The sequence below is a fragment of the Pseudomonas sp. Pso3 genome (assembly GCF_055393275.1).
This window is the reverse complement of record NZ_AP043687.1, coordinates 3429903-3455802: the sequence shown is the minus strand read 5'-3', so window position 1 is coordinate 3455802 and position 25900 is coordinate 3429903. Positions and strand designations below refer to the sequence as shown.

The 25900-nt window shown below is 66.8% G+C and carries 25 protein-coding genes and 1 pseudogene; 12 read left to right on the top strand and 14 right to left on the bottom strand.

The features are described from left to right. Nucleotides 1-12 precede the first annotated feature (12 nt). From ACZ5R1_RS16360 to ACZ5R1_RS16350, 3 genes are all read left to right on the top strand, one after another. Entirely contained in the window at nt 13-1632 is a 1620-nt protein-coding gene (locus ACZ5R1_RS16360; protein ID WP_464712557.1) for a bifunctional aspartate transaminase/aspartate 4-decarboxylase, read from the top strand. Between the two features lie 78 nt (nt 1633-1710). Continuing rightward, nucleotides 1711-2067: a YajD family HNH nuclease gene (locus ACZ5R1_RS16355; RefSeq protein WP_007159345.1), complete on the top strand. Its 357-nt coding sequence runs from the start codon at nt 1711-1713 to the stop codon at nt 2065-2067. 233 nt (nt 2068-2300) lie between these two features. Next, a complete protein-coding gene (locus ACZ5R1_RS16350) occupies nt 2301-2864 on the top strand; it encodes an ATP-dependent Clp protease proteolytic subunit (protein WP_464712556.1) in 564 nt (187 codons plus the stop codon). 26 nt (nt 2865-2890) lie between these two features. Here the strand turns inward: ACZ5R1_RS16350 and ACZ5R1_RS16345 are convergent, their stop codons facing one another. Continuing rightward, nucleotides 2891-3823, bottom strand: a complete 933-nt coding sequence (locus tag ACZ5R1_RS16345; RefSeq protein ID WP_464712555.1) for a LysR family transcriptional regulator — start codon at nt 3821-3823, stop codon at nt 2891-2893. A gap of 117 nt (nt 3824-3940) precedes the next feature. Between ACZ5R1_RS16345 and ACZ5R1_RS16340 the strand changes: the two genes are divergently transcribed. Then, entirely contained in the window at nt 3941-4201 is a 261-nt protein-coding gene (locus ACZ5R1_RS16340) for a DUF2798 domain-containing protein (protein ID WP_042135969.1), read from the top strand. Between the two features lie 27 nt (nt 4202-4228). On the opposite strand, the gene ACZ5R1_RS16335 is transcribed toward ACZ5R1_RS16340, so the two are convergent. Beyond that, the gene (locus tag ACZ5R1_RS16335) at nt 4229-4852 is read right to left on the bottom strand and encodes a DUF998 domain-containing protein (RefSeq protein WP_156045020.1); all 624 of its coding nucleotides are present in this window, start codon (nt 4850-4852) and stop codon (nt 4229-4231) included. Between the two features lie 152 nt (nt 4853-5004). Here ACZ5R1_RS16335 and ACZ5R1_RS16330 point away from each other — a divergent pair, with 152 nt between their 5' ends. Beyond that, the gene (locus ACZ5R1_RS16330) at nt 5005-5874 is read left to right on the top strand and encodes a LysR substrate-binding domain-containing protein (RefSeq protein ID WP_044341531.1); all 870 of its coding nucleotides are present in this window, start codon (nt 5005-5007) and stop codon (nt 5872-5874) included. A 644-nt stretch (nt 5875-6518) separates the two neighbouring features. Here the strand turns inward: ACZ5R1_RS16330 and ACZ5R1_RS16325 are convergent. The 4 genes and pseudogenes from ACZ5R1_RS16325 to ACZ5R1_RS16310 all read right to left on the bottom strand — a co-directional run bounded on the left by ACZ5R1_RS16325 (nt 6519) and on the right by ACZ5R1_RS16310 (nt 11918). Beyond that, complete coding sequence (locus ACZ5R1_RS16325; RefSeq protein ID WP_426945175.1) at nt 6519-7223, bottom strand: methyl-accepting chemotaxis protein; 705 nt, start codon at nt 7221-7223, stop codon at nt 6519-6521. A gap of 201 nt (nt 7224-7424) precedes the next feature. Beyond that, nucleotides 7425-8285: pseudogene (locus ACZ5R1_RS16320) on the bottom strand (methyl-accepting chemotaxis protein); the annotation flags it as partial. Nucleotides 8286-8973: 688 nt separating this feature from the next. Continuing rightward, nucleotides 8974-10620 (bottom strand): acetolactate synthase large subunit, encoded by a 1647-nt coding sequence (locus ACZ5R1_RS16315; protein ID WP_027597019.1) that lies wholly within the window; start codon nt 10618-10620, stop codon nt 8974-8976. A 152-nt stretch (nt 10621-10772) separates the two neighbouring features. Beyond that, nucleotides 10773-11918 (bottom strand): YbfB/YjiJ family MFS transporter, encoded by a 1146-nt coding sequence (locus ACZ5R1_RS16310; protein WP_144960179.1) that lies wholly within the window; start codon nt 11916-11918, stop codon nt 10773-10775. Nucleotides 11919-12027: 109 nt separating this feature from the next. Between ACZ5R1_RS16310 and ptrR the strand changes: the two genes are divergently transcribed. Beyond that, entirely contained in the window at nt 12028-12912 is an 885-nt protein-coding gene (gene ptrR, locus ACZ5R1_RS16305) for a putrescine utilization regulator PtrR (RefSeq protein WP_144946786.1), read from the top strand. A gap of 50 nt (nt 12913-12962) precedes the next feature. Then, nucleotides 12963-13883 carry a Gfo/Idh/MocA family protein gene (locus tag ACZ5R1_RS16300; protein ID WP_284671055.1) on the top strand — a complete coding sequence of 307 codons (921 nt, stop codon included), beginning with the start codon at nt 12963-12965 and terminating at the stop codon, nt 13881-13883. A gap of 208 nt (nt 13884-14091) precedes the next feature. Here the strand turns inward: ACZ5R1_RS16300 and trmA are convergent, their stop codons facing one another. The 3 genes from trmA to ACZ5R1_RS16285 form a co-directional block, all read right to left on the bottom strand. Beyond that, entirely contained in the window at nt 14092-15180 is a 1089-nt protein-coding gene (gene trmA, locus ACZ5R1_RS16295; RefSeq protein ID WP_027602629.1) for a tRNA (uridine(54)-C5)-methyltransferase TrmA, read from the bottom strand. Between the two features lie 64 nt (nt 15181-15244). Next, nucleotides 15245-16540 (bottom strand): NCS2 family permease, encoded by a 1296-nt coding sequence (locus tag ACZ5R1_RS16290; protein ID WP_027602630.1) that lies wholly within the window; start codon nt 16538-16540, stop codon nt 15245-15247. Between the two features lie 124 nt (nt 16541-16664). Continuing rightward, nucleotides 16665-18056, bottom strand: a complete 1392-nt coding sequence (locus ACZ5R1_RS16285) for an MFS transporter (RefSeq protein ID WP_464712554.1) — start codon at nt 18054-18056, stop codon at nt 16665-16667. 172 nt (nt 18057-18228) lie between these two features. Between ACZ5R1_RS16285 and ACZ5R1_RS16280 the strand changes: the two genes are divergently transcribed. From ACZ5R1_RS16280 to ACZ5R1_RS16265, 4 genes are all read left to right on the top strand, one after another. Next, the gene (locus ACZ5R1_RS16280) at nt 18229-18480 is read left to right on the top strand and encodes a hypothetical protein (RefSeq protein WP_027597012.1); all 252 of its coding nucleotides are present in this window, start codon (nt 18229-18231) and stop codon (nt 18478-18480) included. A gap of 85 nt (nt 18481-18565) precedes the next feature. Further along, on the top strand, nt 18566-18970 hold the full coding sequence (locus ACZ5R1_RS16275) for an RcnB family protein (protein ID WP_027597011.1): 405 nt from the start codon (nt 18566-18568) through the stop codon (nt 18968-18970). Nucleotides 18971-19058: 88 nt separating this feature from the next. Next, nucleotides 19059-19361, top strand: a complete 303-nt coding sequence (locus ACZ5R1_RS16270) for a putative quinol monooxygenase (protein ID WP_027602631.1) — start codon at nt 19059-19061, stop codon at nt 19359-19361. A gap of 62 nt (nt 19362-19423) precedes the next feature. After that, complete coding sequence (locus tag ACZ5R1_RS16265; RefSeq protein ID WP_464712553.1) at nt 19424-20977, top strand: alkaline phosphatase D family protein; 1554 nt, start codon at nt 19424-19426, stop codon at nt 20975-20977. 4 nt (nt 20978-20981) lie between these two features. Here ACZ5R1_RS16265 and ACZ5R1_RS16260 read toward each other — a convergent pair whose 3' ends face one another. Both ACZ5R1_RS16260 and ACZ5R1_RS16255 read right to left on the bottom strand, forming a co-directional pair. Next, nucleotides 20982-22334: a GntP family permease gene (locus tag ACZ5R1_RS16260; RefSeq protein ID WP_007159329.1), complete on the bottom strand. Its 1353-nt coding sequence runs from the start codon at nt 22332-22334 to the stop codon at nt 20982-20984. Nucleotides 22335-22395: 61 nt separating this feature from the next. After that, nucleotides 22396-22929 carry a gluconokinase gene (locus ACZ5R1_RS16255; RefSeq protein WP_288504885.1) on the bottom strand — a complete coding sequence of 178 codons (534 nt, stop codon included), beginning with the start codon at nt 22927-22929 and terminating at the stop codon, nt 22396-22398. A 186-nt stretch (nt 22930-23115) separates the two neighbouring features. On the opposite strand from ACZ5R1_RS16255, the gene gntR reads away from it, so the two are divergent. Continuing rightward, the gene (gntR, locus tag ACZ5R1_RS16250; protein ID WP_288504883.1) at nt 23116-24132 is read left to right on the top strand and encodes an HTH-type transcriptional regulator GntR; all 1017 of its coding nucleotides are present in this window, start codon (nt 23116-23118) and stop codon (nt 24130-24132) included. A gap of 220 nt (nt 24133-24352) precedes the next feature. Here the strand turns inward: gntR and ACZ5R1_RS16245 are convergent, their stop codons facing one another. Genes ACZ5R1_RS16245 through ACZ5R1_RS16235 form a run of 3 tightly spaced genes read right to left on the bottom strand, consistent with a single transcriptional unit; the run spans nt 24353 to nt 25879 of the window. After that, on the bottom strand, nt 24353-24826 hold the full coding sequence (locus ACZ5R1_RS16245; protein ID WP_027597006.1) for a GNAT family N-acetyltransferase: 474 nt from the start codon (nt 24824-24826) through the stop codon (nt 24353-24355). 53 nt (nt 24827-24879) lie between these two features. Beyond that, nucleotides 24880-25206, bottom strand: a complete 327-nt coding sequence (locus tag ACZ5R1_RS16240; RefSeq protein WP_108581324.1) for a hypothetical protein — start codon at nt 25204-25206, stop codon at nt 24880-24882. A 16-nt stretch (nt 25207-25222) separates the two neighbouring features. Then, nucleotides 25223-25879: a DUF2726 domain-containing protein gene (locus ACZ5R1_RS16235; RefSeq protein ID WP_464712552.1), complete on the bottom strand. Its 657-nt coding sequence runs from the start codon at nt 25877-25879 to the stop codon at nt 25223-25225. Between the last annotated feature and the right edge of the window lie 21 nt (nt 25880-25900).

The following is a 25900-nucleotide window of genomic DNA, read 5'->3' as shown; positions in this document are numbered from 1 at the left end:
AGGAAACAAGTCATGAGCGAAGTTCAAGACGATTACGCCCAGTACGCCAAACTGAGTCCGTTCGAACTCAAGGACGAACTGATCAAGCTCGCCTCGGGCAGCGAGAACCGCCTGATGCTCAACGCCGGTCGCGGCAATCCCAACTTCCTGGCCACCCTGCCGCGGCGGGCCTTCTTTCGCCTCGGCCTGTTCGCCACCAGCGAGGCGGAACTGTCCTATTCCTACATGCCTCACGGGGTCGGCGGCCTGCCGCAGATCGATGGCATCGAGGCGCGCTTCGAGCGCTATACCGCCGAACACCGCGACCAGCCCGGCGTGCTGTTCCTGGCCAAGAGCCTGAGCTATGTGCGCGACCAGCTGGGCCTGTCGGCCTCGGCCTTTCTCCACGAGATGGTGGAGGGCATCCTCGGCGCCAACTATCCGGTGCCGCCGCGCATGCTCAAGATCTCCGAGCAGGTGGTCAGCCACTACATCGTCAAGGAGATGATCGGCGGCTACATGCCCGCCGGCTCGGTCGATCTCTTCGCCGTGGAGGGCGGCACGGCCGCCATGACCTACATCTTCCATTCGCTGCAGCAGAACGGCCTGGTCAAGTGGGGCGACAAGGTGGCCATCGGCATGCCGGCCTTCACCCCCTACATCGAGATCCCGGAGCTGGAAGAATTCGGGCTGGAGCAGGTGCACATCCACGCCGATCCCCAGGCGAACTGGCAGTATCCGGACAGCGAGCTCGACAAGCTACGCGATCCGACGATCAAGATCTTCTTCTGCATCAACCCCAGCAATCCGGCCTCGGTGAAGATGGACGACCGCAGCCTGGCCACCGTCGCCCGCCTCGTCGCCGAGGCGCGTCCGGACCTCTTCATCCTCACCGACGATGTCTACGGCACCTTCGCCGACGACTTCCGTTCGCTGTTCGCCACCTGCCCGCGCAACACCCTGCTGGTGTATTCCTTCTCCAAGTACTTCGGTGCCACCGGCTGGCGCCTGGGGGTGATAGGCGCGCACAAGGACAGCATCTTCGACCAGGCCCTGGCCGAACTGCCCGAGGCGACCAAGGCCTCCCTGGACCGCCGCTACGGCAGCCTGCTGCCGGACGTGCGCGGCCTCAAATTCCTCGATCGGCTCGTCGCCGACAGCCGCACCGTGGCGCTCAACCACACGGCCGGGCTCTCCACGCCGCAGCAGGTGCAGATGGTGCTGTTCGCGCTGTTCGCCCTGATGGACGAAAGCGACGGCTACAAGACCGAGCTGAAAAAGCTGGTGCGGCGCCGTGAAGCCGCCCTCTATCGCGAACTGGGCGTCGCCCCGGAGAACGATCCCAACGCCGTCGACTATTACACCCTGCTGGATCTGGAAGACCTGGCTCGCAAGCTCCATGGCGACGCCTTCGCCACCTGGGTGAAGGCCAAATTCAGCAGTGGCGACCTGCTGTTCCGCATCGCCAGGGAGACCGGCATCGTGCTCCTCCCCGGCAAGGGCTTCGGCACCCAGCAACCGGCTGCCCGGGTCTCTCTCGCCAACCTCAACGAATACGAGTACGCCAACATCGGCCGCTCGTTGCGGGCCATGGCGGAGCAGTACTTCGCCGAATTCGAGGGGGAGGAGGGAGGCGCCCAGCCGAAGCCCTGAGTGGACTCGTGCCTGATCACCCGCGGGGCCAGGCGCGGGCTATACTGAGCCTCCCGACACGACCCCTCAGGACGCAGCATGGCCACCGATACCTCGAAGCTGGATCGAATCCTCGCCGAGACCCAGCGCGAGCGCGAACGCGGTTACCGCGACAAGGCGCTGAAGATGTATCCCCACGTCTGCGGTCGCTGTGCCCGCGAATTCTCCGGCAAGCGCCTGAGCGAGCTGACCGTGCACCACCGTGACCACAACCACGACAACAATCCCCAGGATGGCTCCAACTGGGAATTGCTGTGCCTGTACTGCCACGACAACGAGCACAGTCGCTACACCGATCAGCAGTACTTCAGCGACAGCTCCCTGAGCTCGCCCAAGGTGGCCCAGGCCACCCACAATCCCTTCGCCGGACTGGCCGGGCTGCTGAAAAAGGACTGAGGCCAGCGCGAACCTGCGCACCCCGATGGGTTAAGCCGACCTTAAGCCGCGCTATCTACCTTTTCAGGCCTGATGCCGAGAAGGGAGCGAGCAGGGATGAGACGTTCGACGCGTGCGCCACGGCTGTCCAGGGTCGTCCTGGCGCTGCTGGTCGCGAGCTGGCTGACGGAGGCTGCGGCCGACATGACCGTCATCCGCGGGGAGGGCGGTGCGGCCCTGTCGACACCGCCTCGGTGTACTTCAACAGCGGCATCAGCGATCGAGCGGTCAGCTCCCTGCTGGCCGCCCTCAGCGACATCGCTTTCAAATACCCCGCCGTCAAGAACGTCAATCTCTATCTCAACAGCCATGGTGGCGACATGGAGGCGGGCTATGTGGCCTACGAATTCATCCGTCACTATCCGCTGCATCTAAACACCATCAATGCCGCCGCGACGGACTCTTCCGCCACGCTGATCTACTGCGCGACCGAGGATCGCTATGCCGCGCCGTTGTCCACCTTTCTCCTGCATCCGGCCGCGACGTCCATCGCCGTGAATGGGTACATGAAGCCTGACCAGGCCAAGCAGGCGTTCGAAGATGTCGAGCGTGAGAACCTCAAATTCCGCGAGATCTACAAGGGCTGCCTCAAGCTGGCCCCGGAGGAGCTCACCACCCTGCTGTCCTCCGAGAGCAACAGACGGCGCCTGGGCTACGATGCCGCCAAGGACATCGGCCTGATCAACCGAACCCCTGAGCAGTTGCCACGCGGCCTGGACCGGGCTACCTACTTCATCACCGACGGCGGGGGGCACTGACCGCAGCGCTGCCGACGCAGGCCTGTTCAGTGAGCGGGCACCGTCCCGTCGCGGGTCTGCAATGCCTCTTCGAGAAAGTCGATGAAGGCGCGCACCTTGCCGGTCAGTGCCGAACGTTCGGCGACGCAGGCATAGATATCCATGGCTTCCGACTGGGCCGACGTGGCGCCCTGGCTAGCCGCGCCGAACAGCGGTACCAGCTGCCCGCGCTCGATCAGCGGCAGGGCGACGAAGTCCGCCAGGCGCGCGATGCCGCCGCCGTTCACCGCGATCTGCGCCAGCATGTCGATGTCGTCGCAGACGAAACCGGGACGCGTGGCTGCCTCGAAGACCTTGCCTTCGCGTTCGAATCGCCAGGGTAGATAGCGCCCGTCGGTGGGATAGCGAAACAGCAGGCAGGCGTGCTGCTGCAGGTCTTCCGGAGTGCGCGGTGTGCCCGCGTGTGCCAGATAGGCGGGCGCCGCGCAGAACAGAAAGGCCCGGGACGTGATGCGTCGGGCGACCAGGCGGTCGCTGAGCTGCGCCTTGATCCTCAGGCTGACGTCTATCTGTTCCAGGCGATGATCCAGGCGCCGGTCGGAGCCGATCAGTTCGATGTCGATGCCCGGATAGCGGCGCTTGAACGCCGGCAGCAGCGGCGCCAGCAGATGCCGGCCGAAGGCGGCGGTGGTCGCCACTCGCAGCGCTCCCTGGGGTTCGCTGGCCAGGGTCGCCGACTGGGCGGCACTCTCGACCTCCTGCGGGATATGTCGGACCTGGTCGAAATAGCGGGCCCCGCTTTCCGTCATGGCCAGGCGGCGCGTGGTCCGCGACAGCAGGCGCACACCCAGATGCGCCTCCAGCCGGGCCAGGCTCTGGCTTACCGCGGCCGCACTCAGGCCCAGGCCACGGGCAGCCCCGGCGATGCTGCCGGCTTCCACGACCTTGATGTAGGTACTGATCAAACCCAGGATGTCCACGAGATCCCTGTCGCTGTATTCGTTGATTTCTGTTGAAGGTGAACCAACGACGAGGCGGCTACCGGCCGGTTCCGCTGCTTGTTAGCTTGGCCTCGCCCATCCACCAGAGACTAGCCGATGAATTCCCAGACTCCAGCGCTTCCCGCCAGACGACGCCTGCCCAAGGGCGTGACGCCCTATGTGTTCGCCCTCTATATGTCGACCATCATGGCCTTGCTGATGTGCCTGGTGATCACCCTGGCCGAGTTCGGGTTCGATGCCCATTACTTCAGGAATGTGATGAACGCCTACCAGGTGGCGATGCCTGCGGCGTTCGTCTGCGTGCTGCTGGTCAGACCGCTGGTGGCGCGGCTGGTCGCCCTGACCGTACAGGCCTGAGGCGTCCGCCGTGCCGCTTGCCGCCGGTTACCCGCGTTCGTGCCGGGCCAGCCAGGCCAGGACCGCGAGCCAGCAGACGCCCGTGGCGTAGTTGAGGCGCTGGTAGAGGCCGAAGCCCTGGCCGTCGGTGACCGCTCCCGCCATCAGGGCCGCGGTGACCAGCGCCAGCGCGGTACAGAGGATCGACAAGCAGGCAAAGCCCGGCGAGGCCAGCAGGCGCCTGCCAAGCCAGCCCCAGAGTGCGCTGGCCAGGGTCAGCGACAGGAACATCACCAGGCCCGCCAGGTTGTGCAGCGTTTGCGAGCGCGAGGGCTGCACCGGGGCGCAGCCCTGATCGCAGGGAAAGACGCCGGTGGCGAAGCTCGCCAGGCCATGCAGCAGGATCAGGGCCGCACTCAGGCGGGCCAGGCGCGAACCGCGAAAGCGCCGGGCCAGGCCCAGGGCCACCAGCACGAAGAGCACGCCGAGCGGCAGGTTGTTGATCCAGGCGGAAAAGCCCTGGGTAGGCGCATCGATGGCGCCCAACCGACTCAGGGCGTGGTCGACATGGCTATAGCCGGGATAGGCCAGGGCGGTCAGTCCTACACCAATCGTCAGCCAGACAGGAATCACCAGACCCATGCCCAGCAGAACCCGGTCGACCCTGTTCAAGGTGGACGTCCTCGTCATCATGGCTCGCGCTTCCTTGGTCTTGCGGTCCGCTCATGCTAGGAGGCGCGGGCCGGCGAGCGTTACGGATTTTTTTGCAAGGCAGCTTGCCCAGGCGTCATCCTGTGCCGCCCCGCCGCCAAGGATGACCGCCGATGACTAGACGCCTGCCCAGCACCACGGCGCTGGTGGCCCTGGAAGCGGCTGCCCGCCATCTCAGCTTTGCCAGGGCCGCGCAGGAGCTGGCGCTGAGTGAGGGCGCCATCAGCCGGCAGATCGCCAAGCTGGAGGCTGCGGTGGGTGTCCGGCTGTTCAATCGGATCGGCAATCGCGTCGAGCTCTCCGCCGCCGGTGCCGGCTATGCCGCCCATATACGCACGGCGCTCGCCGACATCGAGCGCCATACCCAGCAGCTGATCGCCCAGGCCCGCGGCGCCACGACGCTGGAGATCGGCGTCATCCCGACCCTGGCCGGTCGCTGGCTGATCCCCCTCCTGGCGCGTTTCCACGAGCGCCATCCGGAGATCCAGGTCAACCTGCGCGAGCGGACGCAGCCCTTCGCCCTGGAGGACAGCGGCCTGCATGCCGCGATCAACTACGAGCATCCGGCCTGGCAGAGCCTGAGGGTGCAACGGCTGTTCGAGGCGCAACTGGTCGCGGTCTGTCATCCGCGGCTGGCCGATCATCCGCCGGCCAGTCTGCCGTTGTTGCACAAGCGGGAGAGTCCGCACAGCTGGCGTCGTTATGCCGCGCTCACCGGACTGCCCTTAGGTGCCCAGGTGACCGGCCCTACCTATGATCGCTATTCGCTGCTGATCGAGGCCGCCAAGGCCGGTTTCGGCATGGCTCTGGTGCCCCAGCGCTACATCGAGGAAGACCTGGCCACCGGCCGCCTCCAGGCGCCCTGGCCGGTCATGCCCGAACTGCGCGAGCGCTATGTGCTGGTGACCCGTCCCGCGGAGGCCGTCGATCCGACGCTGGCGCTTTTCGAGCGGTGGTTGCTGGAAGAGGCCAGCCTGGAGTAGGGGAGTTGCTACCCGAGGGTGGATAAGGCTGCGCCGTTTTCCACCCTGCGCTGGGGCATAGCGGGTGCGCTCCCTCTCCCTGGGGGCGCGGTAAGGGATCTGCAGGCTGGTTTGCAGCGAAGCCGCTATCGCAGCGGGCTCTTTCGCGTGGAAAAGGCTGCGCCGTTTTCCACCCTACGCGGGCCACACCGGGTGCGCCTCCTCTCCCCATGGGAGAGGGACGCGGTGAGGGATCTGCAGGCTGGTTTGCAGCGAAGCCGCTATCGCAGCGGGCTCTTTCGCGTGGAAAAGGCTGCGCCGTTTTCCACCCTACGCGGGCCACACCGGGTGCGCCTCCTCTCCCCATGGGAGAGGGACGCGGTGAGGGATCTGCAGGCTGGTTTGCAGCGAAGCCGCTATCGCAGCGGGCTCTTTCGCGTGGAAAAGGCTGCGCCGTTTTCCACCCTACGTCGGGCCATATCGGGTACACCCCCTCTCCCTGGGGGAGAGGGATCTGCAGGCTGGTTTGCAGCGAAGCCGCTATCGCAGCGGGCTCGTCCGTGTGGAAGAGGCTGCGCCGTTTTCCACCCTGCGTGGGCCACACCGGGGGCGCCCCCTCTCCCTGGGGGAGAGGGTCGGGGTGAGGGAAGCCCCCGGCGCCAGACCTACACCTTGAAGCGCGCCGTCATCTCCTGCAGGCGCACGCCGATGCGGGCCAGCTCCATGCTCGAGGAAGCCGTCTCCTCGCTGGCGGCCGCGGTCTGGTCGGAGATGTCGCGGACGTTGGTGACATTGCGGCTGATCTCCTCGCCGGCCGAACTCTGCTGCTCGGCGGCGCAGGCGATCTGTTCGTTCATCGATTCGATGTCCTTGACCGACTGGGTGATGCGCTTGAGCATCTCGCCCGCCTCGCGCGACAGGCCGACGCTGCTGTCGGTCAGCTGCACGTTGTGGTCGAGCACCGTCGCCATGCGGTCGGTGCTCTGGTGCAGGCCGGTGATGAGCTGGGCGATCTCGTCCGTCGAGGAGCGGGTGCGCTGGGCCAGGCCGCGGACCTCGTCGGCGACCACGGCGAAGCCGCGGCCCGCCTCGCCGGCCCGAGCGGCTTCGATGGCGGCATTGAGCGCCAGCAGATTGGTCTGTTCGGAAACCGCCTTGATCACGTCGAGCACGCCGCCGATGCTATCGGCATGGCCGCGCAGGGTGGCCATGGCGGCCTTGGTCGATTCCATTTCCCGGGCCAGCACCTCGATCTGGTCGACCGCCTTGCTCACCGACTGCTCCCCTTGCTGGGCCTGCCGACTCGCTTCCAGTGCGGACTTGGCAGCATTCCCGGCGTTGCGCGCCACCTCGTGGGTGGTGGCGGTCATTTCCTGCATGGCGGTGGCGATCTGGTCGGTCTCGACCTTTTGCGATTGCACGCCAGCACTGGTCTGCTCGGTGACCGCCGACAGCTGCTCGGCGGCACTGGCCACCTGAACCACCCCGTCGCGCACCTCGCCGATCAGGCGCCGCAGGTTGCCGGTCATGCCTTGCATGCTGGTCTGCAGGGCGCCCAGTTCATCCTTGCGAGTGACCTGCTGCTGGTGAGTGAAGTCACCGTTGGCAACCTGCTTGGCCAGGGTCACGGTGTCCTGCAAGGGCTTGACGATGGAGCGGGTGATCAGCCAGGCACAGGTCAGGCCCAGGGCGATGGCGACGGCCAGCCAGATCAACAGCAGCTGACGGGCGCCGGCCACGTCGGCCGCGCGGAATTCCTGCTGGATGGCGGTGAGCTTGTCGGCGATGCCGAGCAGGGTGGTGATGGTGGTGGTGATGCCACCCTGCGCCTGGTCCACCTGCGCCTGCGCCGCCACCAGCTGGTCGAGACGCTGCCCGTAGGCGGTGATTTCACCGACCAGCTTTTGCACGGTCTCAGTCGGCAACGCCGTGGTGCCGAGCGCCTTGGCCTGGGTGAGGGTGGCATTGACGGAGGTGCGCGCCGTCTGCTCAGTGTCCTTCCCGGGTAAGCTGGCGTAGCCGCGGAAATCGACCCTCATCCGCTGTACACCGATGAACAGCGCCGCCAGCTGCTGGCGATCGGCCTGGCGGCCGGTCTCGCCATTCGCCTCTTCGGCCAGTGCCAGCAGCTGGGCATTGGCCGCCTCTGCCGCATTGCTGGCGATCTTGCGGATGGATTCCCGCTCGCGGGTGGCGGTGATCGTCTGGTTGTAGAAGTCGCGATAGCGTTTGAGCGCGGCCCCGGCCTCGTCGAGCAGGGCCTTGTTCGCCGGGGAGTTGAAGTGCGGGACGATGGCCTGCAACTGGCCTTCTGTCTTGTCCAGGGCGGCGAGCCACTTGGCCGCCTGGGCGTCATCGGCCTTGGTGAAATACACCAGTCGCTCGATGCGCATATCGCGGGCCAGGGTGCTGTAGCCGGCGATATCGTTCATGCGCTCGCTGCGATCGCGCAGGGTATCGGTGGCCGACCAGCCGGTGTAGGCCACCAGCAGGATCATGCCGATGAGCAGGGCGAAGCCAAGGCCCAGCTTGGCCCTGACGCTTATATTGCTTAGTGGATTCCAGCCAACTTGCTGCATGTGGACTACCTGGATAGCGGAGCGTTGGAAGGTGCGGGTCCGGGGACCTCGCGCCTCGTGCTTCGCGGTTACGGCAGCCTCTGTGGATTCGTCAGCCGGCCGGCAGAAGCCGGCGGCGCGAAGGGGGCGCTTGGCAGCTTGTGCGGGTAACCACGGATTGACCCCAAGGACTCTTTGCGGGTACCGAGCCATCTGCCGTCGGGTCCCGATCCGCGACCTCGGCGAGGGCAGGGCGCTCGTCAGGACGGCTCAAGGACGGCGAGAACTCATCCACCGCGGTGCTTAAGGGTTGCTTAATAGAACGCGAATCGCCGCGATATTCGAGTCCGGACGATAGGCTGTGTGATTACCCGGATAGCCGGCAGGGTCTTGTGTGGTCCCACATCGTATTTGTTTGTTTTTTCAGGCTTTTTCTGCCTATTAGTTTGACGATATGGCGCCAGCTTGGATGGCGGAGAGGACTAACTGGCTGCTTCGGGCGCCATGAAAAACGCCCCGACCTGGAGGCCGGGGCGTCGTAGGGATCGCCGGGGCTAAGCGATCAGACCGCCGCGCTGCGCTCCTTGATGTCCTGGTGCAGGATGCGGTCGTTCTCGGAGTAGTCCACCGGGCAGTCGATGACGTGGACGCCGGGGGTGTCCAGGCAGTGCTGCACCAGCGGCGCGAAGGCCGCCGCGCTTTCCACGCGATGGCCGTGGGCGCCGTAGCTTTCGGCGTAGCGGACGAAGTCCGGGTTGCCGTAGTCCAGGCCGAAGTCCTCGAAGCCCATCTGCGCCTGCTTCCAGCGGATCATGCCGTAGCCGTCGTCGCGCAGGATGATGACCACCAGGTTCATCTTCAGGCGCACCGCCGTTTCCAGCTCCTGGCTATTCATCATGAAGCCGCCGTCACCGCACACCGCCACGATGGGGGTGTTGGGGTGCACCAGGCGCGCGGCCATGGCCGACGGCAGACCGGCGCCCATGGTGGCCAGGGCGTTGTCCAGCAGCACCGTGTTGGGCATGTAGGCCTTGTAGTTGCGGGCGAACCAGATCTTGTAGATGCCGTTGTCCAGGGCGACGATGCCGTCGGACGGCAGCACGTGGCGCAGATCGGCCACCAGGCGCTGGGGATAGACCGGGAAGCGGTCGTCGGTGGCGCCTTCGGCGACATGGGCCTCGTTGGCTTCGCGGATGGTCAGGAGGCGGTCGAAGTCCCAGGTGGGCTGGACCTCGATGCGCTCCTTGATCTCCCAGATGGCGTTGGCGATGTCGCCGACCACCTCGACCTGGGGGAAGTACACCGGATCGACTTCGGCGGAGCGGAAGTTGATGTGGATGACCTCGGTACCGCCGCGGGTCATGAAGAACGGCGGCTTCTCGATCACATCGTGGCCGATGTTGACGATGAGGTCGGCGGACTCCAGCGCGCGGTGCACGAAGTCACCGGCGGAGAGGGCGGCGTTGCCCAGGAAGCGCGGATGGCGCTCGTCGACCACGCCCTTGCCGAGCTGGGTGGTGACGAAGGGGATGCCGGTCTTCTCGATCAGCTGACGCAGGACGCGCGCGGTCATCTTGCGGTTGGTGCCGGCGCCCAGCACCAGCACCGGGCTGCGGGCGTTTTCCAGCTTGGAGACGGCGGCGGCGATGGCCTTGGCTTCGGCGACCGGACGACGGCTCAGGCTCGGCGGGACCGGCAGGCTCTCGGTGTGCTCGTCGGCGATGTCTTCCGGCAATTCCAGGTGCACGGAGCCGGGCTTTTCTTCCTCGGCGAGGCGGAAGGCCTCGCGGATGCGCGACGGGATGTTGTCGGCGGAGGCGAACTGATGGGTGTACTTGGTGAGCGGCGCCATCATGCGGCACACGTCGAGAATCTGGAAACGCCCCTGCTTGGATTTCTTGATCGGCTTCTGGCCGGTCAGCATCAGCATCGGCATGCCGCCCAGGTAGGCGTAGGCGCCGGCGGTGACCAGGTTGGTGGCACCTGGACCGAGGGTGGAAAGGCAGACACCGGTCTTGCCGGTGAAGCGGCCGTAGGTGGCGGCCATGAAGCCGGCGGACTGCTCGTGGCGAGTCAGGATCAGCTTGATCTGCGAGGAGCGACGCAGGGATTCCAGCAGGTCCAGGTTCTCTTCGCCGGGAATGCCGAAGATGTATTCCACACCCTCGTTCTCCAAGCAGCGAACGACCAGATCGGAGGCCTTCATCATGAGTGTTGTATTCCTTGTAGGGTGGATGGCGAGCGCCTGAGGCGCCTCCTCTATGAGGCGCGGCGATCACTGTACTCAGGAACGGCGAAACATTTCAAAACAAGGAACCACCCAGTTTTACTTCTGTGACGAATGGCCGCAGCGGAAACGATTCAGGCGATGCAGCGCTGTAGCGACGCCCGGGCGCGGCGCAGTTGCAGACCGGCGAACAGCAGGCCCAGCGCGGCGATCACCAGGGCTGGTTGCAGGTCGCCGGCGAAATGGCTGCTCGCCGCGCCGAGCAGCGGACCGAGCAACTGGCCGCTGGCGAAGCTGGCGGTGAGCACCCCGGCGTTGCGTTGCGGCGTGGCCGGTGCCAGCTCGCGACCGTATTGCATCACCAACTGCATGCAGGCGAGGAAGGGACCGCCGCAGAGCAGCACGCCGAGGAACAGCGCCAGGCTGCCCGGCAGGAGGCAGAGCAGTACGCCCGCGGCCTGTAGCCAAAGGGTCGCGATCAGCCAGCGCCGGGTGTCGGTGCCCGGGCGTCTCAGGCTGACCAGCACCACGCCCAGGGCCGCGGCCAGGCCGTAGCCGGGCCAGAAGAGGTCGGCCTGCCACTGGCCGTGGAAGCGGCTGGCGGCCATCTGCGAAAGAAAGGTCGCCGGCAGGATGTAGCCGACGCCCACCAGGCCATAGGCCAGGATCAGGCGGTTGAAGGCCGGGGAACGCTTGGCCGGCGCTGCGGCGGTGGGTAGCGGGGTGGCCGGACCGCGCCGTGGCAGCAGGGGCAGCAGCGCCAGGGTCGCCACGCTGGCGAGCAGGCCGTAGCTCAGCCACAGCTGATTGGAGCCACCGCCCAGGCGATTGCTGACCAGGGCCATCAACCCGCTGATGAGGATGCCCACCCCGGGACCGGTAAAGACCAGGGCGCCCAGGCGCGGCCGGCCGGCTTCGGCGGCCAGGGGCTGGCTGAGGCCGGTCACCATCACCAGTACCCAGGCGCTGGCCAGGCCGGTACCGAAGCGCAGCAGCGCCTGGGCGGCCAAGCCATCGGCCAGCAGCGACGCCAGGGTCAGGCCGGCGCAGAGCCAGAGGCCGCCGACCAGACGCGCATGGGTGCGGCGGGCGAAGAGCGCATCCAGGGCGCCCAGCAGATAGCCCAGGTAGTTGGCCGCGGCAAGCAGGCTGGCGCCGGTGAGGTCGATCTGGCCCTCGGCGATCAGGTGGGGCAGGGCGGGGGTGAGGGCGAAGCGGCCGATGCCCATGGCGGTGGCCAGGGCGAGCAGGCAGGCCAGCAGGCGGGTGGTGGCGGTCATCGCAAGACTCCAGTAGCGAGCGGATGGGTACAGCCTAGGCCTTGAAGTTAATCAATAAAAACGAATAATAGAGAAATAGATGTTCAGCTAAAGAGAAAGGTGGTGATCCATGGAATTCGCAGAGCTACGCATTTTCCAGGCGGTGGCCGAGGAAGGTTCCCTGGTGAAGGCCGCCGAGCGGCTCAACCGGGTGCCATCCAATCTCTCCACGCGCCTGCGCCAGCTGGAAGACAAACTGGGGGTAGAGCTGTTCCTGCGCGAACGCCAGCGGCTGCACCTGACCGCCGCCGGCCATCGGCTGCTGGACTACGCCCATCGCCTGTTCGCCCTGGCCGACGAGGCGCGCAGCGCGGTGCAGGGCGGTGAGCCGGCCGGTACCTTCGTGCTGGGCTCCATGTTCAGTACCGCGGCCATCCACCTGCCGGGGCTGCTGGCGCGTTATCACCAGCGGTATCCCAAGGTGAATCTGCAGGTGCACAGCGGCCCCAGTGGCGAACTGGTCGAGGGCCTGCTGGCCGGTCGCCTGGACGCCGCCCTGGTGGACGGCCCGGCGCCCGACGCGGCGCTGGAAGGCCAGCCCTGGTTCGAGGAGCGCCTAGTGCTGATCACCGGGCTGGAACTCGGTCCGGTGCGTTCGCCCGCCGACGTGGCGGGGCGCCCAGTGTTCGGTTTTCGCGCCGGCTGCTCCTATCGTCGCTACCTGGACACCTGGTACGCCGCCGCCGGGGTGCCCAGCGGACCGGTGATGGAGATCGAGTCCTACCACAGCATGCTGGCCTGCGTGATCACCGGCGGGGTGGCGCTGATGCCGGAATCCATGCTCGACAGCCTGCCCGGCCGCGAGCGGGTGCAGCGGCATCCGATCCAGGCGCGCTTCGCCCGGGCCACCACCTGGCTGATGTGGCGCAAGGGCCGCGAGGGGGCCAATCTGCGCAGCTGGCTGGAGTTGCGCGAGAGCCTGCAGACCGACCGTGAAGCTGTTGCTTTGGTGTGATGATTGCCCGATCCTAGGCGGCGGTTTCCTACCGTCTACCGAGGACGATCATGATAAGAATAGCCATCGTCGGTTTGGGCAAGATCGCCCGTGACCAGCACCTGCCGGCGCTCGCCGCCAATCCCGACTACGAGCTGGTCGCCGTGGCCAGCCGCAATGCCCAGCTCGACGGCGTCGCCCACTATCCCAGCCTGAGCGCCCTGCTCGAAGACGGTCCGGCGATCGACGCCGTGTCGCTTTGCGCGCCCGCGGCGGTGCGCTACGAACAGGCCCGCGAGGCCCTGGCGGCGGGCAAGCACGTGATGCTGGAGAAACCGCCGGGGGCGACCCTGAGCGAGGTGGACGCCCTGGCGCGCCAGGCCGAGGCGGCCGGTCTTTCGCTGTTCGCCACCTGGCATTCCCGCCATGCCCAGGGCGTGCAGCCGGCGCGCGCGTGGCTGGAAGGCAAGCGCATCCAGGCGGTGCGGATCGAGTGGAAGGAAGACGTGCGCGTCTGGCATCCGGGGCAGGCCTGGATCTGGGAACCGGGCGGCATGGGCGTCTTCGATCCGGGCATCAATGCCCTGTCCATTGTCACCGCCATCCTGCCGCGGCCGTTCTTTCTCAAGGAGGCGACGCTGCAGGTGCCCGGCAACTGCCAGACCCCGGTGGCGGCGCAACTGGCCTTCGTCGACAGCGCCGGGGTGCCCATCGCCGCCGACTTCGACTTCCTGCAGACCGGGCCCCAGACCTGGGACATCCACGTCGACACCGATGCGGGTCGCCTGACCCTGAGCAAGGGCGGCAGCGAGCTGTACCTGGACGGCCAACTGAGCCACCAGGGCCCGGACAGGGAATACGCCGGTCTCTATGCGCGCTTCGCCGAGCTGGTGGCGCAGAACCGCTCCGACGTGGACGTGGCGCCGCTACGCCATGTGGCCGACGCCTTCCTCTATGGCCGACGCGAGACGGTGGCGGAGTTTCACGAGTAGGGCCTCCCTCACCCCAGCCCTCTCCCGGAGGGAGAGGGGGCGCCACCTCGGGCTCGTGTAGGTTGGGTTGAGCGCAGCGAAGCTCAACAAGGGTGGCTTGGCTTGTTGGCTTCCCTCACCCCAACCCTCTTCACAAGGGAGAGAGGCGCTCAGCCCCGGCGTAGGGTGGAAAACGGCGTAGCCTTTTCCACGCGGGCTGGCTCGATGCTCAACGCCGCTCCAGCAACACCCCACTCTCCATGTGGTGCGTCCAGGGAAACTGGTCGAACAGGGCGCAGCGGGTGATGCGGTGGGTGTCCTGCAGCTGGGCGATGTTCTCGGCCAGGGTCTCCGGGTTGCAGGAGATGTAGAGGATGCGCTCGAAGCGGCGGGTCAGTTCGCAGGTGTCCGGATCCATGCCGGCGCGCGGCGGATCGACGAACACGGTGCCGAAGTCGTAGCTCTTGAGATCCACGCCCGCCAGGCGGCGGAAGGGGCGGACCTCGTTGAGCGCCTGAGTCAGTTCCTCGGCGGAGAGGCGCACCAGGCTGACGTTGTCCACGCCATTGCTGGCCAGGTTGTGCAGGGCGGCGTTGACCGAGGTCTTGCTCACCTCGGTGGCCAGTACCTTGCGGACCCGGCTGGCCAGCGGCAGGGTGAAGTTACCGTTGCCGCAATAGAGCTCCAGCAGATCGTCCTCGCGCTCGCCCAGGGCGGTATGGGCCCAGGTCAGCATCTTCTGGTTGACGGTGCCATTGGGCTGGGTGAAGCCGCCCTCGGGTTGCAGATAGCTATAGGTCTTCCCGGCCACCTCCAGTTCTTCGAGCACATGGTCACGCCCGATCACCAGGCGCTGACCGCGGGAGCGACCGATCAGACTGACACCGAGGTCGGCGGCCAAGCGCTCGGCGGCGGCCTGCCAGGCGGCGTCCAGCGGGCGGTGGTAGGCCAGGGTGATCAGCGCATCGCCGCTCAGGGTGGTGAGGAATTCCACCTGGAACAGCTTGAACGACAGCGCCACGTCCGCCTGCCAGCCGGCCTTGAGCCGGGGCATCAGGTCGTTGATGCGCTGGCTGGCGATGGGGAAGTCCTCGATGAGGATCGGGGTGTGCTTGTCGCCCGGGGCGAACATGGCGTAGTGGCGCTCTTCGTTCTCCCGCCACAGGCGGAATTCGGCGCGCAACCGGTAGTGCTGCAGCGGCGAGGCGAAGACCTCCGGCTCGGGCGCCTGGAAGGGCGCCAGCAGGTCGCGTAGGCGACCGGCCTTGGCATCGAGTTGGGTCTGGTAGTCGGCGGGGGCGAAGGAAGGCTGGGACATGGTAGATCCGGAGAGACGATAAGGCGGGGAAAACCCTCGGGACCAGGGCCCCGAGGGTGGAGGGTCAGGCGTTGAACCAGCCCAGCTTGATGACGAACAGGATCGACAGCACGATCAGCGCCGAATTCAGCTCGCGGGTACGGCCGGACAGCAGCTTGATGACCGTCCAGGTGATGAAGCCGAAGGCGATGCCGTTGGCGATGGAATAGGTCAGCGGCATGGCCAGGGCGGTGACCAGCACCGGGGCGGCGGTGGTCAGGTCGTCCCACTCGATCTCGGCCAGGCCCGAGGTCATCAGCACGGCGATGAAGAACAGCGCCGGGGCGGTGGCGAAGGCCGGCACGCTACCGGCCAGGGGAGCGAAGAACAGCGCCAACAGGAACAGCACCGCGACCACCACGGCGGTGAGGCCGGTACGACCCCCCGCGGAAACGCCCGCGGCCGATTCGATGTAGCTGGTGGTGGTGGAGGTGCCCAGCAGCGAGCCGAACATGGCGGCGGAGCTGTCGGCGATCAGGGCGCGGCCCATCTTCGGCAGATGGCCGTCCTTGCCCATCAGGCCGGCGCGCTTGGCCACGCCGATCAGGGTGCCGGAGTTGTCGAACAGGTCGACGAACAGGAAGGCGAAGATGACGCTGATCAGGCCGACGTCCAGGGCCCCCCGGATGTCCAGCTGCAGGAAGGTCGGTGCCAGCGACGGCGGCATGGAGACCAGGCCGCCGAAGGCGCTGACGCCCAGGGCGATGGCGATCACGGTGACCACCAGGATGCCGATCAGCACCGCGCCGGTGACCTTGCGCGCCTCGAGCACGACGATCAGGAAGAAGCCGAGGATGGCCAGCAGCGGACCGGGTTTGGACAGGTCGCCCAGGCCCACCAGGGTCGCCGGATTACCCACCACGATGCCGGCGGTCTGCAGGGCGATCAGCGCCAGGAACAGGCCGATGCCGGCGGCGATACCCGAGCGCAGCGGGAGCGGGATGCTGTTGATGATCCATTCGCGGATGCGAAAGATCGACAGCAGGAAGAACATCAGCGCCGAGAGGAACACCGCGCCCAGGGCCACCTGCCAGGTATGGCCCAGGTGCAGGACCACGGTGTAGGTGAAGAAGGCGTTGAGGCCCATGCCGGGGGCGAGGGCGATGGGGTAGTTGGCGATGAGTCCCATGAGCGCCGAGCCGATGGCCGCGGCCAGGCAGGTGGCGACGAAGATCGCGCCCTTGTCCATGCCGGTCGCGCCGAGGATGCTCGGGTTGACGAACAGGATGTAGGCCATGGCCAGGAAGGTGGTCACCCCAGCCAGCAGTTCGGTGCGGACAGAGGTGTTGTGGGCCTTGAGTTGGAAGAGTCTTTCCAGCATGGGATGCCTCGTGCGCGCCGGTCTGATCGGAAAAAACGGCGCGCATCATAACAGGTCGGTTAACACGGGTAAGGCACTAAGACTTACCCCCAAATCGGCATCGGGTCGAGCACTGTCCGGTCGGTCAGCTTTTTGCGGTGTGGCCGCTGACCGAATCGCCTGCGTTGCGGGCCAGGCGGAAGGCATCCAGGGTGCTCAGGATGCCGAGCACGGCCACTATGCAAAAGGCTAGCCGGAAGTCCGACAACTGCGGATCGAGGTGACCGTTCCACTCCATCGAGGCGCGCAGCAGCAGGGCGGCGATGGCCACGCCCAAGCCCATGGCCAGCTGAAAATTGGTGCTGAACAGAGTGGACGCATGGCTCAGCTGGGGTTTCGGGATGTCGGCGAAGGCCAGGGCATTGCTGGCGGTGAATTGCAGCGAGCGGGACACGCCGCTGGCGAACAGCAGCAGCACGATCAGCGGCAGCGGCCAGTCCGGGGTGAGCAGGCCACATGCCAGCAGGCTGAGCGCGCTGAGCACGCCGTTCATGGTCAGGATGGCGCGCAGGCCGAAGCGGCGCATGGCGGCGGTGGTGAAGGGCTTGGCCGCCAGGTTGCCAGCGAACAGCGCGAGGAGCAGCAGGCCGGCCTGGAAGGCGTCCAGGCCAAAGGCCAGCTGGAACATCAGGGGGAGCAGAAAGGGTGCGGTGGCGATGGTGACGCGGAACAGGCCGCCACCGAGGATGGCGGCGCGGTAGGTGGGAATCCGCAGTGTGCCAAAATCGATCAGCGGACGTTCGATCTTCGTCATGTGACGCACCGCCTTGGTGCCGAGGATCAGCCCTATCCCCATCCAGGCCAGGTTGCTGCCCAGGCTGCCGTGGTTCTGGCCGAGCCGTTCGACGCCCCACATGAAGGCGACGCAGGCCCCGCCCAGCAGCAGGAAGCCGCGCCAGTCCAGCGGATGGCGCTGGGTCGGCAGGTCGGCGGGCACCAGACGCCAGGCCAGCAGCAGGGCGATCGATCCCAGCGGCAGATTGAGATAGAAGATCCAGCGCCAGTCGGCATAGGTGGTGATCAGGCCGCCCAGGGGCGGGCCCAGCACGGGGGCCACCAGGCCCGGCCAGGTGATGAGGGCGATGGCGCGCACCAGTTCGTGCTTTTCGGTGACCTGCAGCACCACCAGCCGCCCGACCGGGACCATCAGCGCGCCGCCGAGCCCCTGGAGGATGCGCGCGGCGATGAATTGCTCGAGGGAGAGGGCCATCCCGCACAGCAGCGAGGCCAGGGTGAAGACGCTAATAGCCAGGGTAAAGACCGGTCGTGGACCGAAGCGCTCGGCGATCCAGCCGCTGACCGGGATGCCTACGGCAATGGCCAGCAGATAGGCGCTGATGCCCAGGTTGAGGTCCACCGGATCACGGCCGAAAGACGCCGCCATCTGCGGCAGGGCCGTGGCGATCACGGTGGCGTCGAGGTTTTCCATGAAAAAGGTAAAGCTCACCAGGCCGGCGAGAATCTTCCAGCGTTCCATGGGTCAGCGCCTCAGGCCAAGGGGTGGGCTACTCTGCCTGAGGTGCTGCAAGGCGCGCCAGCCCTGGCTTGCCGATAAAAAGTCAAAGGATTTGCCACCGTCTCTCGAACAGGCTGCTAAAGTCCAGAGGAGACAGGTTCGCTAATCGTCATCGCCATGAGGAAGCCGTTGCATGAAGGACGTGATCGATAGCCACATCATGGCCATGGCGGAAGCCCGGCGGCTGCTCGAACGGGGTAGCCAGGCCAAGCGCCAGCATCAGCGCTATTTCCTCAACTTCCTGACCCTGCGTCAGGAGGCCTCACTCCTCAGCCAGCAGTCCTATCGTCTGAGTTGCTCGCTGGACGCCTTTTCCACCCAGCGCTCACGCCAGTTGCCCCCGGTGCTGACCCTGGTAAAGGCAGACCGGGACGAATGCCAGTAAGGTCAAAGGCGTAGCCGTAGGTATTCGTGGAGCTTTTCCGCTGACCCCGGGGTCAAAACCTCGAATGCAGAGGAGAAACACCCCCATGATCAAGCAATCGCTGCTCTCTCTGGCCCTGGGTACCGTCGTCCTGACCGGCGCCCTGCAGGCCCAGGCCGCGCCCGAGGCCATGACCCCGGTCAAGCCCGCTGCCGACAAGGCGGCTTCGGAGCCCACCAGCTCGCAGTACCAGAACAAGGTCAACAAGAAGGATGCCAATCAGAGCGATGATGCCGTCACTCATGACCCTGATCATCCTACCTTTGAACTCGAAGAGGGTGGCCGGGCGCCGCGCAAGTACATCCGCGACGAGTACGTGATCAAGGACTTCAAGAAGCACGGCCTGGAGCAGCCGGGCGAAGACAGCCAATGGGTCAAGATCGGCTCCGACTATGTGCTGATCAAGCGCAGCAATGCGGTGATCGACAAGATCGTCAAAGCCAAGCAGTGATCCACCATGGCCGGGGCCGATTCTCGAACCCGGTGGTATTCGGGGTGTCCAGGCGGCATGCTGAGGCACCCTTTTCGGAGTTTTTTGCATGACCAGTGAAATTCGCGTCGTCGCCATCCTGCAGGCCAAGCCCGGCCAGGCCGCAGCCGTCGAGAACGCCCTACGCGCCATCGTCGCCCCTTCCCGCGCCGAGGCCGCCTGCCATTTCTATACTCCGCACCGCGATCCGAGCCACGAGGGTCGCTATGTCTTCATCGAGCGCTGGGCCAGCCGCGAGGCCCTGGCCGAGCACGAGGAGACCGCGCACTTCAAGCAGCTGCTGAGCGATCTCGACGGCCTGCTCACCGAGGCGCCCCAGGTGATGATCCTGGAAGAATTGCCGCTGGCCTGAGCCGGGCGACATAGCGCTGTCATTTGCCTGAGTCACCCTGGCCTCTTTTCGTGGAGGCCTGGATGAACCCCTCTCGACGTCAAGCGCTGGGTCTGCTCGGTCTGGGTCTGAGCGCGCCCTGGTTCGCCGGGTGCAGCGCGCGTGAACCGCAACCGGATCCCTTCACCCTGGGCGTCGCCAGTGGCGATCCCGCTGCCGATGGCTTCGTCATCTGGACCCGCCTGGCGCCGGATCCCCTGGCCGAGGATGGCCTGGGCGGTCTGCATGCCCCGGTCGAGGTGCAATGGGAAGTCGCCCTGGATCCGGGGCTGCGCCAGGTGGTGCAGAGCAGTACGGTCCAGGCGCAGCCCCGGGCGGCCTTCAGCGTGTCCATCACCCTGGTAGGTCTGCTGCCGGGGCGACCCTATTGGTACCGCTTCACCGCCCTGGGGCATCAGAGTCGCATCGGTCGCGCCCTCACGCTGCCGCCGCCGGCCAGCGCGCCGCAGCGACTCAAGCTGGTGGCCGCCTCCTGCTCCCACTATGAGAAGGGCTTCTTCAGTGCCTATCGGCACATGGCCGACGAGCAGCCGGATCTGGCGCTGTTCCTCGGCGACTACATCTATGAGTCCAATGTGCCGCTGCTGCTGCCAGCGATCCGCCGCCACGGCCTGCCGGAAGCCCGCGACCTGGCCAGCTATCGGCGGCGCCATGCCCTGTACCGCACCGATCCCGATCTGCAGTACCTGCATGCCAATGTCACCAGCCTGCTGACCTGGGACGACCACGAGGTGCAGAACGACTATTCCGGTCCCTGGTCGGCGGATCCCCAGGTCAGTCTGGCCGCCTTCGCCGCGCGACGGCGGGCGGCCTACCAGGCCTTTCGCGAACACGCCCCGCTGCGCGCCTGGCGCACCCAGGGCAGCGCGCTGCGCCTCTATGACCGGTGGCGCTTTGGCGATCTGGCGGAGATCCACCTGCTCGATGGCCGGCAATACCGCAGCGAACCGGCCTGCGCGACGGCCAGGACCCGCGGTGGCCAGTTGGTCCATCCGGATTGCCCGGGCCTGCGTGATACCACGCGCAGCATGTTGGGGCGGGCGCAGGAGGATTGGCTGCTGGACGGCTTTCGTCATAACGGTACGCAGTGGAACCTCATTGCCCAGGACCTGCTGCTGGCACCCCTGCGGCAGCGCCTGCCGGATGGCGATCCGGCGCGCTGGACCGATGGCTGGGACGGCTATCCGGCCACCCGCGAGCGCCTGCTGGCGGCCATGGCCGCGAGTCGCCTCGCCAATCCGGTGACCCTGGGCGGGGACATCCATTCCTTCTGGGTGACGGATCTGCACCGCGATCCGGAGGACGAGCGGAGCCCGGTGGTGGCGAGCGAGTTCGTCGGCACTTCCATCACCTCGGACGGACCGGATTACCGACGCTTCCAGGCGCTGTTGCCGGAGAATCCCCAGGTGCGTTTCTTCGACAGCCGGGAGCGTGGCTATCTGGTCCTGGAGCTGACGCGGGAGCGGCTGCAGGTGGATCTGCGCACCATCAGTGATCGAACGCGCCCGGATGCCAGGCGCGGCACCCGGGCGAGCTTCGTGGTGGAGGCGGGACGGCCAGGGGCCGTCCCGGTCTAGCGGATCAGACGAACAGCGACAGCAGCATGATGAAGGCCAGGGCCACCACCGAGAGGATGGTTTCCATCATCGACCAGGTCTTGAAGGTCTCGGCCACGGTCATGTTGAAGTACTGCTTCACCAGCCAGAAGCCGGCGTCGTTGACGTGGGAGAGGATCACCGAACCGGCGCCGGCGGCCAGCACCAGCAACTCCTTGTTCACCCCGGGGATCAGCGCCACCACGGGGGCGACGATGCCGGCGCCGGTGATGGTCGCCACGGTGGCGGAACCGGTGGCCACGCGGATCACCGCTGCCACCAGCCAGGTCAGCAGGATCGGCGAGATCTGCGTCTGCACCGCCAGGTTGCCGATCACCTCACCCACGCCGCTGGCCACCAGCATCTGCTTGAAGCCACCGCCGGCGCCGACGATCAGCACGATGGCCGCCACCGGCGCCAGGCTCTGGTCGAGCAGCTTGACGATCTTCTCGCGGGAGAAACCGCAGGCGGTGCCGAAGCTGTAGAAGCTCAGCAGCAGGGCGGCGAGCAGGGCGGTGATGGGGTGGCCGATGAAGTCCATCCAGATGCGGAAATGGTTGTCGGCGGCAAAGAAGATATCGGCGAAGGCCTTGAGCAACATCAGGATCACCGGCAGCAGCACGGTGAAGACGGTGATGCCGAAGCCCGGCAGGTTGCGGTTGTCGGTCTCCTGGGCGATCTGGGCGACCAGCTCGGGATTGGCCGAGCCGGGGATGCGCTTGGAGATCCAGGCGCCGAAGATGGGACCGGCGATCATGGCGGTGGGCAGGCCGACGATCAGGCCGTAGAAGATGGTCTTGCCGATGTCGGCACCGAACACCCCGACCGCCAGCAGCGGACCCGGGTGCGGCGGCACCAGGCCGTGCACGGCGGACAGGCCGGCCAGCAGCGGGATGCCCAGCTTGACCAGCGACAAGCCGGTACGGCGGGCGACGATGAACACCAGGGGCGCCAGCAGCACGAAGCCGATCTCGAAGAACAGCGGGATGCCCACCAGGAAGGCGGCGAACATCATCGCCCAGTGCACGCGCTTGATGCCGAAGGCGCGGATCAGCGTCTGGGCGATCTGGTCGGCGCCGCCGGAATCGGCCATCAGCTTGCCGAGCATGGTGCCGAGGCCCAGCAGGATGCCGACGAAGCCGAGCACGCCGCCGAAGCCGTCCTGGAAGGATTTCATGACCTTTTCCACCGGCATGCCGGAGGTCAGGCCGAGAAAGCCTGAGGCGATGGTCAGGGCGATGAAGGGATGGACCTTGAACTTGGTGATCAGGAGCACCAGGCCGACGATGGTGACCGCGGCGTCAAGCAGAAGGAAGCTGTTGTGGTCCATGCCGAACATGGCGCCTCTCCTATTGTTGTTGTGGGCGTTGCGGGTGGTTGGATTGGGTAGCGCTGTCTCGTCAGGCCGGCTGGGCCAGGCGAATCGAGGTGTTCCACCAGGCCGACACCTGGGTGCCGATGGCGAGCAGGCTGTCGCGTGCATCCACTACCAGCGTAGCCGGTTCACCGTGGGGTGCTTCGAGGGTGGCGAACTGGCTGTCGATCAGGCTGGCGGGCATGAAGTGCCCCGGGCGATTGGCCACGCGCTGGGCGGCGGTCTCGCGGGTCAGTTCGAGAAAGACGAAGCCGAGACCGGGCACGGCCTGGCGCAGCTGGTCGCGATAGCGGCGCTTGAGTGCGGAACAGGTGAGTACCGGGCGTTCGCCTGCGGCCACGGCAGCGGCCAGTTCATCACCGAGGCGGGTCAGCCAGCCGGCGCGATCCCCGTCGTCGAGGGGGATACCGGCGCTCATCTTGGCGATGTTGGCGGCGGGGTGGAAGGCGTCGCCTTCGATCAGGCGGCCACCGTCCTGCTCGGCGATGGCCGCGCCGACGCTGCTCTTGCCGCAGCCTGCGACGCCCATGACCACCAGCGCGGGAATAGGAGTGTTCATCGTCACCTCCGGTCTGGAGACAGCGCTACCCCGAAAAGCGAAAAAGGCAGCGGCTTCCAGTTCTTGTCGATCTTGTTAGGCCGAATGCCGACGCGGTGCGGAAGGCCACGTCAGGCTTGTAGTGTCTGCTGAGACAGCGCTACCTTAGGCGCGTTCTCCGTCTCTGACAAGCCTGAAACCATAACAATGAATCGAACGGGTTCTCGTAGTTCCGGTCGGCCCACCCTCACCGAGGTGGCGCTGCAGGCCGGTGTTTCCCCCATCACGGCCTCGCGTGCCCTGCGCGGTGTCGCCAGCGTGGCACCGGAGCTGGTCACCCGCGTGCAGGAGGCCGCCGCGCGCCTTGGCTATGTCACCAATCCGGCCGCTCGTGCCCTGGCCTCGGCCCAGGGGCATTCGGTGGTGGTGCTGGTGCCCTCGCTGTCCAACCACCTGTTCATCGAGCCCCTCGAGGCCATCCACGAGGTCCTGCGTCCCCGTGGCCTGGAGGTGCTGATCGGCAACTACCACTACGATCCCGAGGAAGAGGAAAAGCTGATCCGCAACTACCTGGCCTATCAGCCCCGGGGAGTGCTGCTGACCGGCTTCGACCGCACCGACGCCGCGCGCCAGCTGCTGGCGGCCAGCGGGGTGCCGCGGGTGCACATGATGGAGCTGGACCCGGCGGGGGCAGTGCCCAGCGTCGGCTTTTCCCAGCGCGCCGCCGGGGCCGCCGCGGCGCGGCATCTGCTGGCGGCCGGACGCAAGCGCCTGGGCTATGTGGCCGCCCAGCTCGACCCGCGGGCACTGGCCCGAGGGGAGGGCTTTCGCGAGGTGCTGCGCGAGGCGGGCTGCTATGACCCGAGTCTGGATGTACTGGATCCGCAGCCGTCGTCCGTGGGGCTAGGCGCCCGACAGTTTCGCGAACTGCTGGCCCGCCGCCCGGATGTCGACGGCCTGTTCTTCTGCAACGACGACCTGGCCCAGGGCGCGCTGTTCGAGGCGCAGCGGCTGGGCATCGCCATCCCCGAACGGATCTCGGTGCTGGGCTTCAACGACCTGCCCGGCTCGGCGCACACGGTCCCCCGGCTGACCTCCATCCAGACCCCCCGCGCCGCGGTAGGGCGCCAGGCCGCGACCCTCCTGCTGGGGCTGCTGGACGGCCGCCGCCAACCGACCTGCGTGGACCTGGGATTCGAGTTGGTGAGTCGGGAGAGTGTGTAGGGCTTTGGCTTGGGTCGATCGTGACCACGGCGGTCCGTCGATGCAGCCAGAACGGTATGACTTTGCTTATCGCGGCCATGGGCCGCTCCTACCGGGCTTGACGCTTCTGTAGGAGCGGCCCATGGCCGCGATAAGGTTTTGCTCCGACAACGAATAATCCATCTTTTGGCATCCATCAGCTCCGCGGACCGTCATAACCGCGATCGCGGTGCAGCAGGTCTTACCGCAACGCCTTGGCCAATATCCGCGACTGCCCCCGGAAATCCTGGCGGGCATAGAAGGCCTGGGCGTCCTCGTTGAATTCCATGACCTCCAGGCGCAATTCGTCGACGTCGTTGTCCCGCGCCCAGGCTTCCACCGCGTCCAGCAGCCGGGCACCCACGCCCAGCCGTCGGTGGCAGGCCGACACCACCAGGGTGCCGATCCGGCAGAGGATCAGCGGCTGCAGAAAGGAAATCGAGCGGGTGTCGGACAGGCGCGCGGTAACGAAGCCGACCAGTTCGTCACCGGCCTCGGCGACGAACAGCACCCCGTCTTCCGGCTCCAGCTGGGCGGCCCAGTAGTCCTGGTCGCGCCAGCCGCCGGAGGGTTCGGCGAAGGTCGCCGGGGCCTGCCGGTGATGCTGCTCGGCGAGTTGCTCGGCCAGCCGGCAGACGGCGGCGAGATCGGTGACGAAGGCGGGACGGATACGCAAGAGCGGTGCTCGCAAGAGGAGTCGGCCGTTCACCTTACGCCGCGCTGCGCGGGTCAGGAAGCCTTGGCATCCAGCTGCCGGTACCAGTCGGCATAGGGGGTGTTCCTGGCCATCCGCCGGTTGTAGTCGGGCGCGCCATCGGTCCACCAGACCGGTCCGCGCTCGCCCAGGGCGTGCTTGGCGGCGTCCACCGCGGCGCGTGCGCTGCGCAGGGCGGCTTCGTCACCCTGACGCTTGGCCACGCCCACCTGACGGCGGGCATCCATCAGTTCATGGGTCAGCAGGTCGCGGCGGTCGGCGGGCAGGCTGGGGTCGGTGCAGCGCCAGAGTCGGCCCCTGACCACGAAGTAGCGTCCGTCCGGGGTGGTGGGATAGCGCATGGCAAGGGCCCCTTGGTCAGTCGTCGATGTCGAGCAGGCCGCGGCAATCCGGATAGTTCGAGCAGGCCCAGAATTCCCGGCCCTGGTGGCGACCGCTGCGCGCGCGGCGGCGGACCATGGGCGCCTGGCATTCCGGGCATTCCGGCGCCAGGGGCTGGCTGGGCGCTGCGGTTCGCTGGCGCGGACGGCGCCCGCCGAACACGGCGTCGCGTACGGCGGTGGCGGAATAGCGCGCCGCCGCAGGGATCTCCACCAAGCGCAACTGGGCGGCCTCGCACACTGCGCGAACGAAGCGGTCGCGCTGCTGGCGATGGCGCTGCAGGTGCGACCTGTCGTTGAGTTCGACCACGGCGTGCACGGCGAGGTCGTCGCGGCGGCAGATGGCGAAGTCGAAGTGCTTGCAGTTGATGCGATTCTGCGCGATCAGATAGCGGCGGCGATCGCGCAGCGGCAGGGTCTGGACCACATCGGCGATGCGCACCTTGCCGAACACCCGGTAGTCGTCGCCCACGGCTTCGTCGAGCACCGCGAGAAAGGTCTGTTCGGCGGGGGTGAAGAGGGCTTCGACCTGGCGATAGGGAAAGGCGGCCTGGCGCCGGCGCTGCCACCACCACAAAGCCCCCAGAAGCAGCAGTCCGGCCGGGACCAGCAGGGGCAGGTAACGCTCGTACATCTCGAACTCCAACAGCGGGGC

Bases quoted from the DNA above. Each gene is read 5' to 3' on its own strand.
- trmA (WP_027602629.1), bottom strand. From the start codon at position 15,180: ATGTCCCAGCCTTCCTTCGCCCCCGCCGACTACCAGACCCAACTCGAT.
- ACZ5R1_RS16280 (WP_027597012.1), top strand. From the start codon at position 18,229: ATGAAGGACGTGATCGATAGCCACATCATGGCCATGGCGGAAGCCCGG.
- ACZ5R1_RS16300 (WP_284671055.1), top strand. From the start codon at position 12,963: ATGATAAGAATAGCCATCGTCGGTTTGGGCAAGATCGCCCGTGACCAG.
- ACZ5R1_RS16240 (WP_108581324.1), bottom strand. From the start codon at position 25,206: ATGCGCTATCCCACCACCCCGGACGGACGCTACTTCGTGGTCAGGGGC.
- ACZ5R1_RS16285 (WP_464712554.1), bottom strand. From the start codon at position 18,056: ATGGAACGCTGGAAGATTCTCGCCGGCCTGGTGAGCTTTACCTTTTTC.
- ACZ5R1_RS16265 (WP_464712553.1), top strand. From the start codon at position 19,424: ATGAACCCCTCTCGACGTCAAGCGCTGGGTCTGCTCGGTCTGGGTCTG.
- ACZ5R1_RS16340 (WP_042135969.1), top strand. From the start codon at position 3,941: ATGAATTCCCAGACTCCAGCGCTTCCCGCCAGACGACGCCTGCCCAAG.
- ACZ5R1_RS16255 (WP_288504885.1), bottom strand. From the start codon at position 22,929: ATGAACACTCCTATTCCCGCGCTGGTGGTCATGGGCGTCGCAGGCTGC.
- ACZ5R1_RS16315 (WP_027597019.1), bottom strand. From the start codon at position 10,620: ATGATGAAGGCCTCCGATCTGGTCGTTCGCTGCTTGGAGAACGAGGGT.
- ACZ5R1_RS16275 (WP_027597011.1), top strand. From the start codon at position 18,566: ATGATCAAGCAATCGCTGCTCTCTCTGGCCCTGGGTACCGTCGTCCTG.
- ptrR (WP_144946786.1), top strand. From the start codon at position 12,028: ATGGAATTCGCAGAGCTACGCATTTTCCAGGCGGTGGCCGAGGAAGGT.
- ACZ5R1_RS16360 (WP_464712557.1), top strand. From the start codon at position 13: ATGAGCGAAGTTCAAGACGATTACGCCCAGTACGCCAAACTGAGTCCG.
- gntR (WP_288504883.1), top strand. From the start codon at position 23,116: ATGAATCGAACGGGTTCTCGTAGTTCCGGTCGGCCCACCCTCACCGAG.
- ACZ5R1_RS16330 (WP_044341531.1), top strand. From the start codon at position 5,005: ATGACTAGACGCCTGCCCAGCACCACGGCGCTGGTGGCCCTGGAAGCG.
- ACZ5R1_RS16270 (WP_027602631.1), top strand. From the start codon at position 19,059: ATGACCAGTGAAATTCGCGTCGTCGCCATCCTGCAGGCCAAGCCCGGC.
- ACZ5R1_RS16235 (WP_464712552.1), bottom strand. From the start codon at position 25,879: ATGTACGAGCGTTACCTGCCCCTGCTGGTCCCGGCCGGACTGCTGCTT.
- ACZ5R1_RS16260 (WP_007159329.1), bottom strand. From the start codon at position 22,334: ATGTTCGGCATGGACCACAACAGCTTCCTTCTGCTTGACGCCGCGGTC.
- ACZ5R1_RS16290 (WP_027602630.1), bottom strand. From the start codon at position 16,540: ATGCTGGAAAGACTCTTCCAACTCAAGGCCCACAACACCTCTGTCCGC.
- ACZ5R1_RS16310 (WP_144960179.1), bottom strand. From the start codon at position 11,918: ATGACCGCCACCACCCGCCTGCTGGCCTGCCTGCTCGCCCTGGCCACC.
- ACZ5R1_RS16325 (WP_426945175.1), bottom strand. From the start codon at position 7,223: ATGACCGCCACCACCCACGAGGTGGCGCGCAACGCCGGGAATGCTGCC.
- ACZ5R1_RS16355 (WP_007159345.1), top strand. From the start codon at position 1,711: ATGGCCACCGATACCTCGAAGCTGGATCGAATCCTCGCCGAGACCCAG.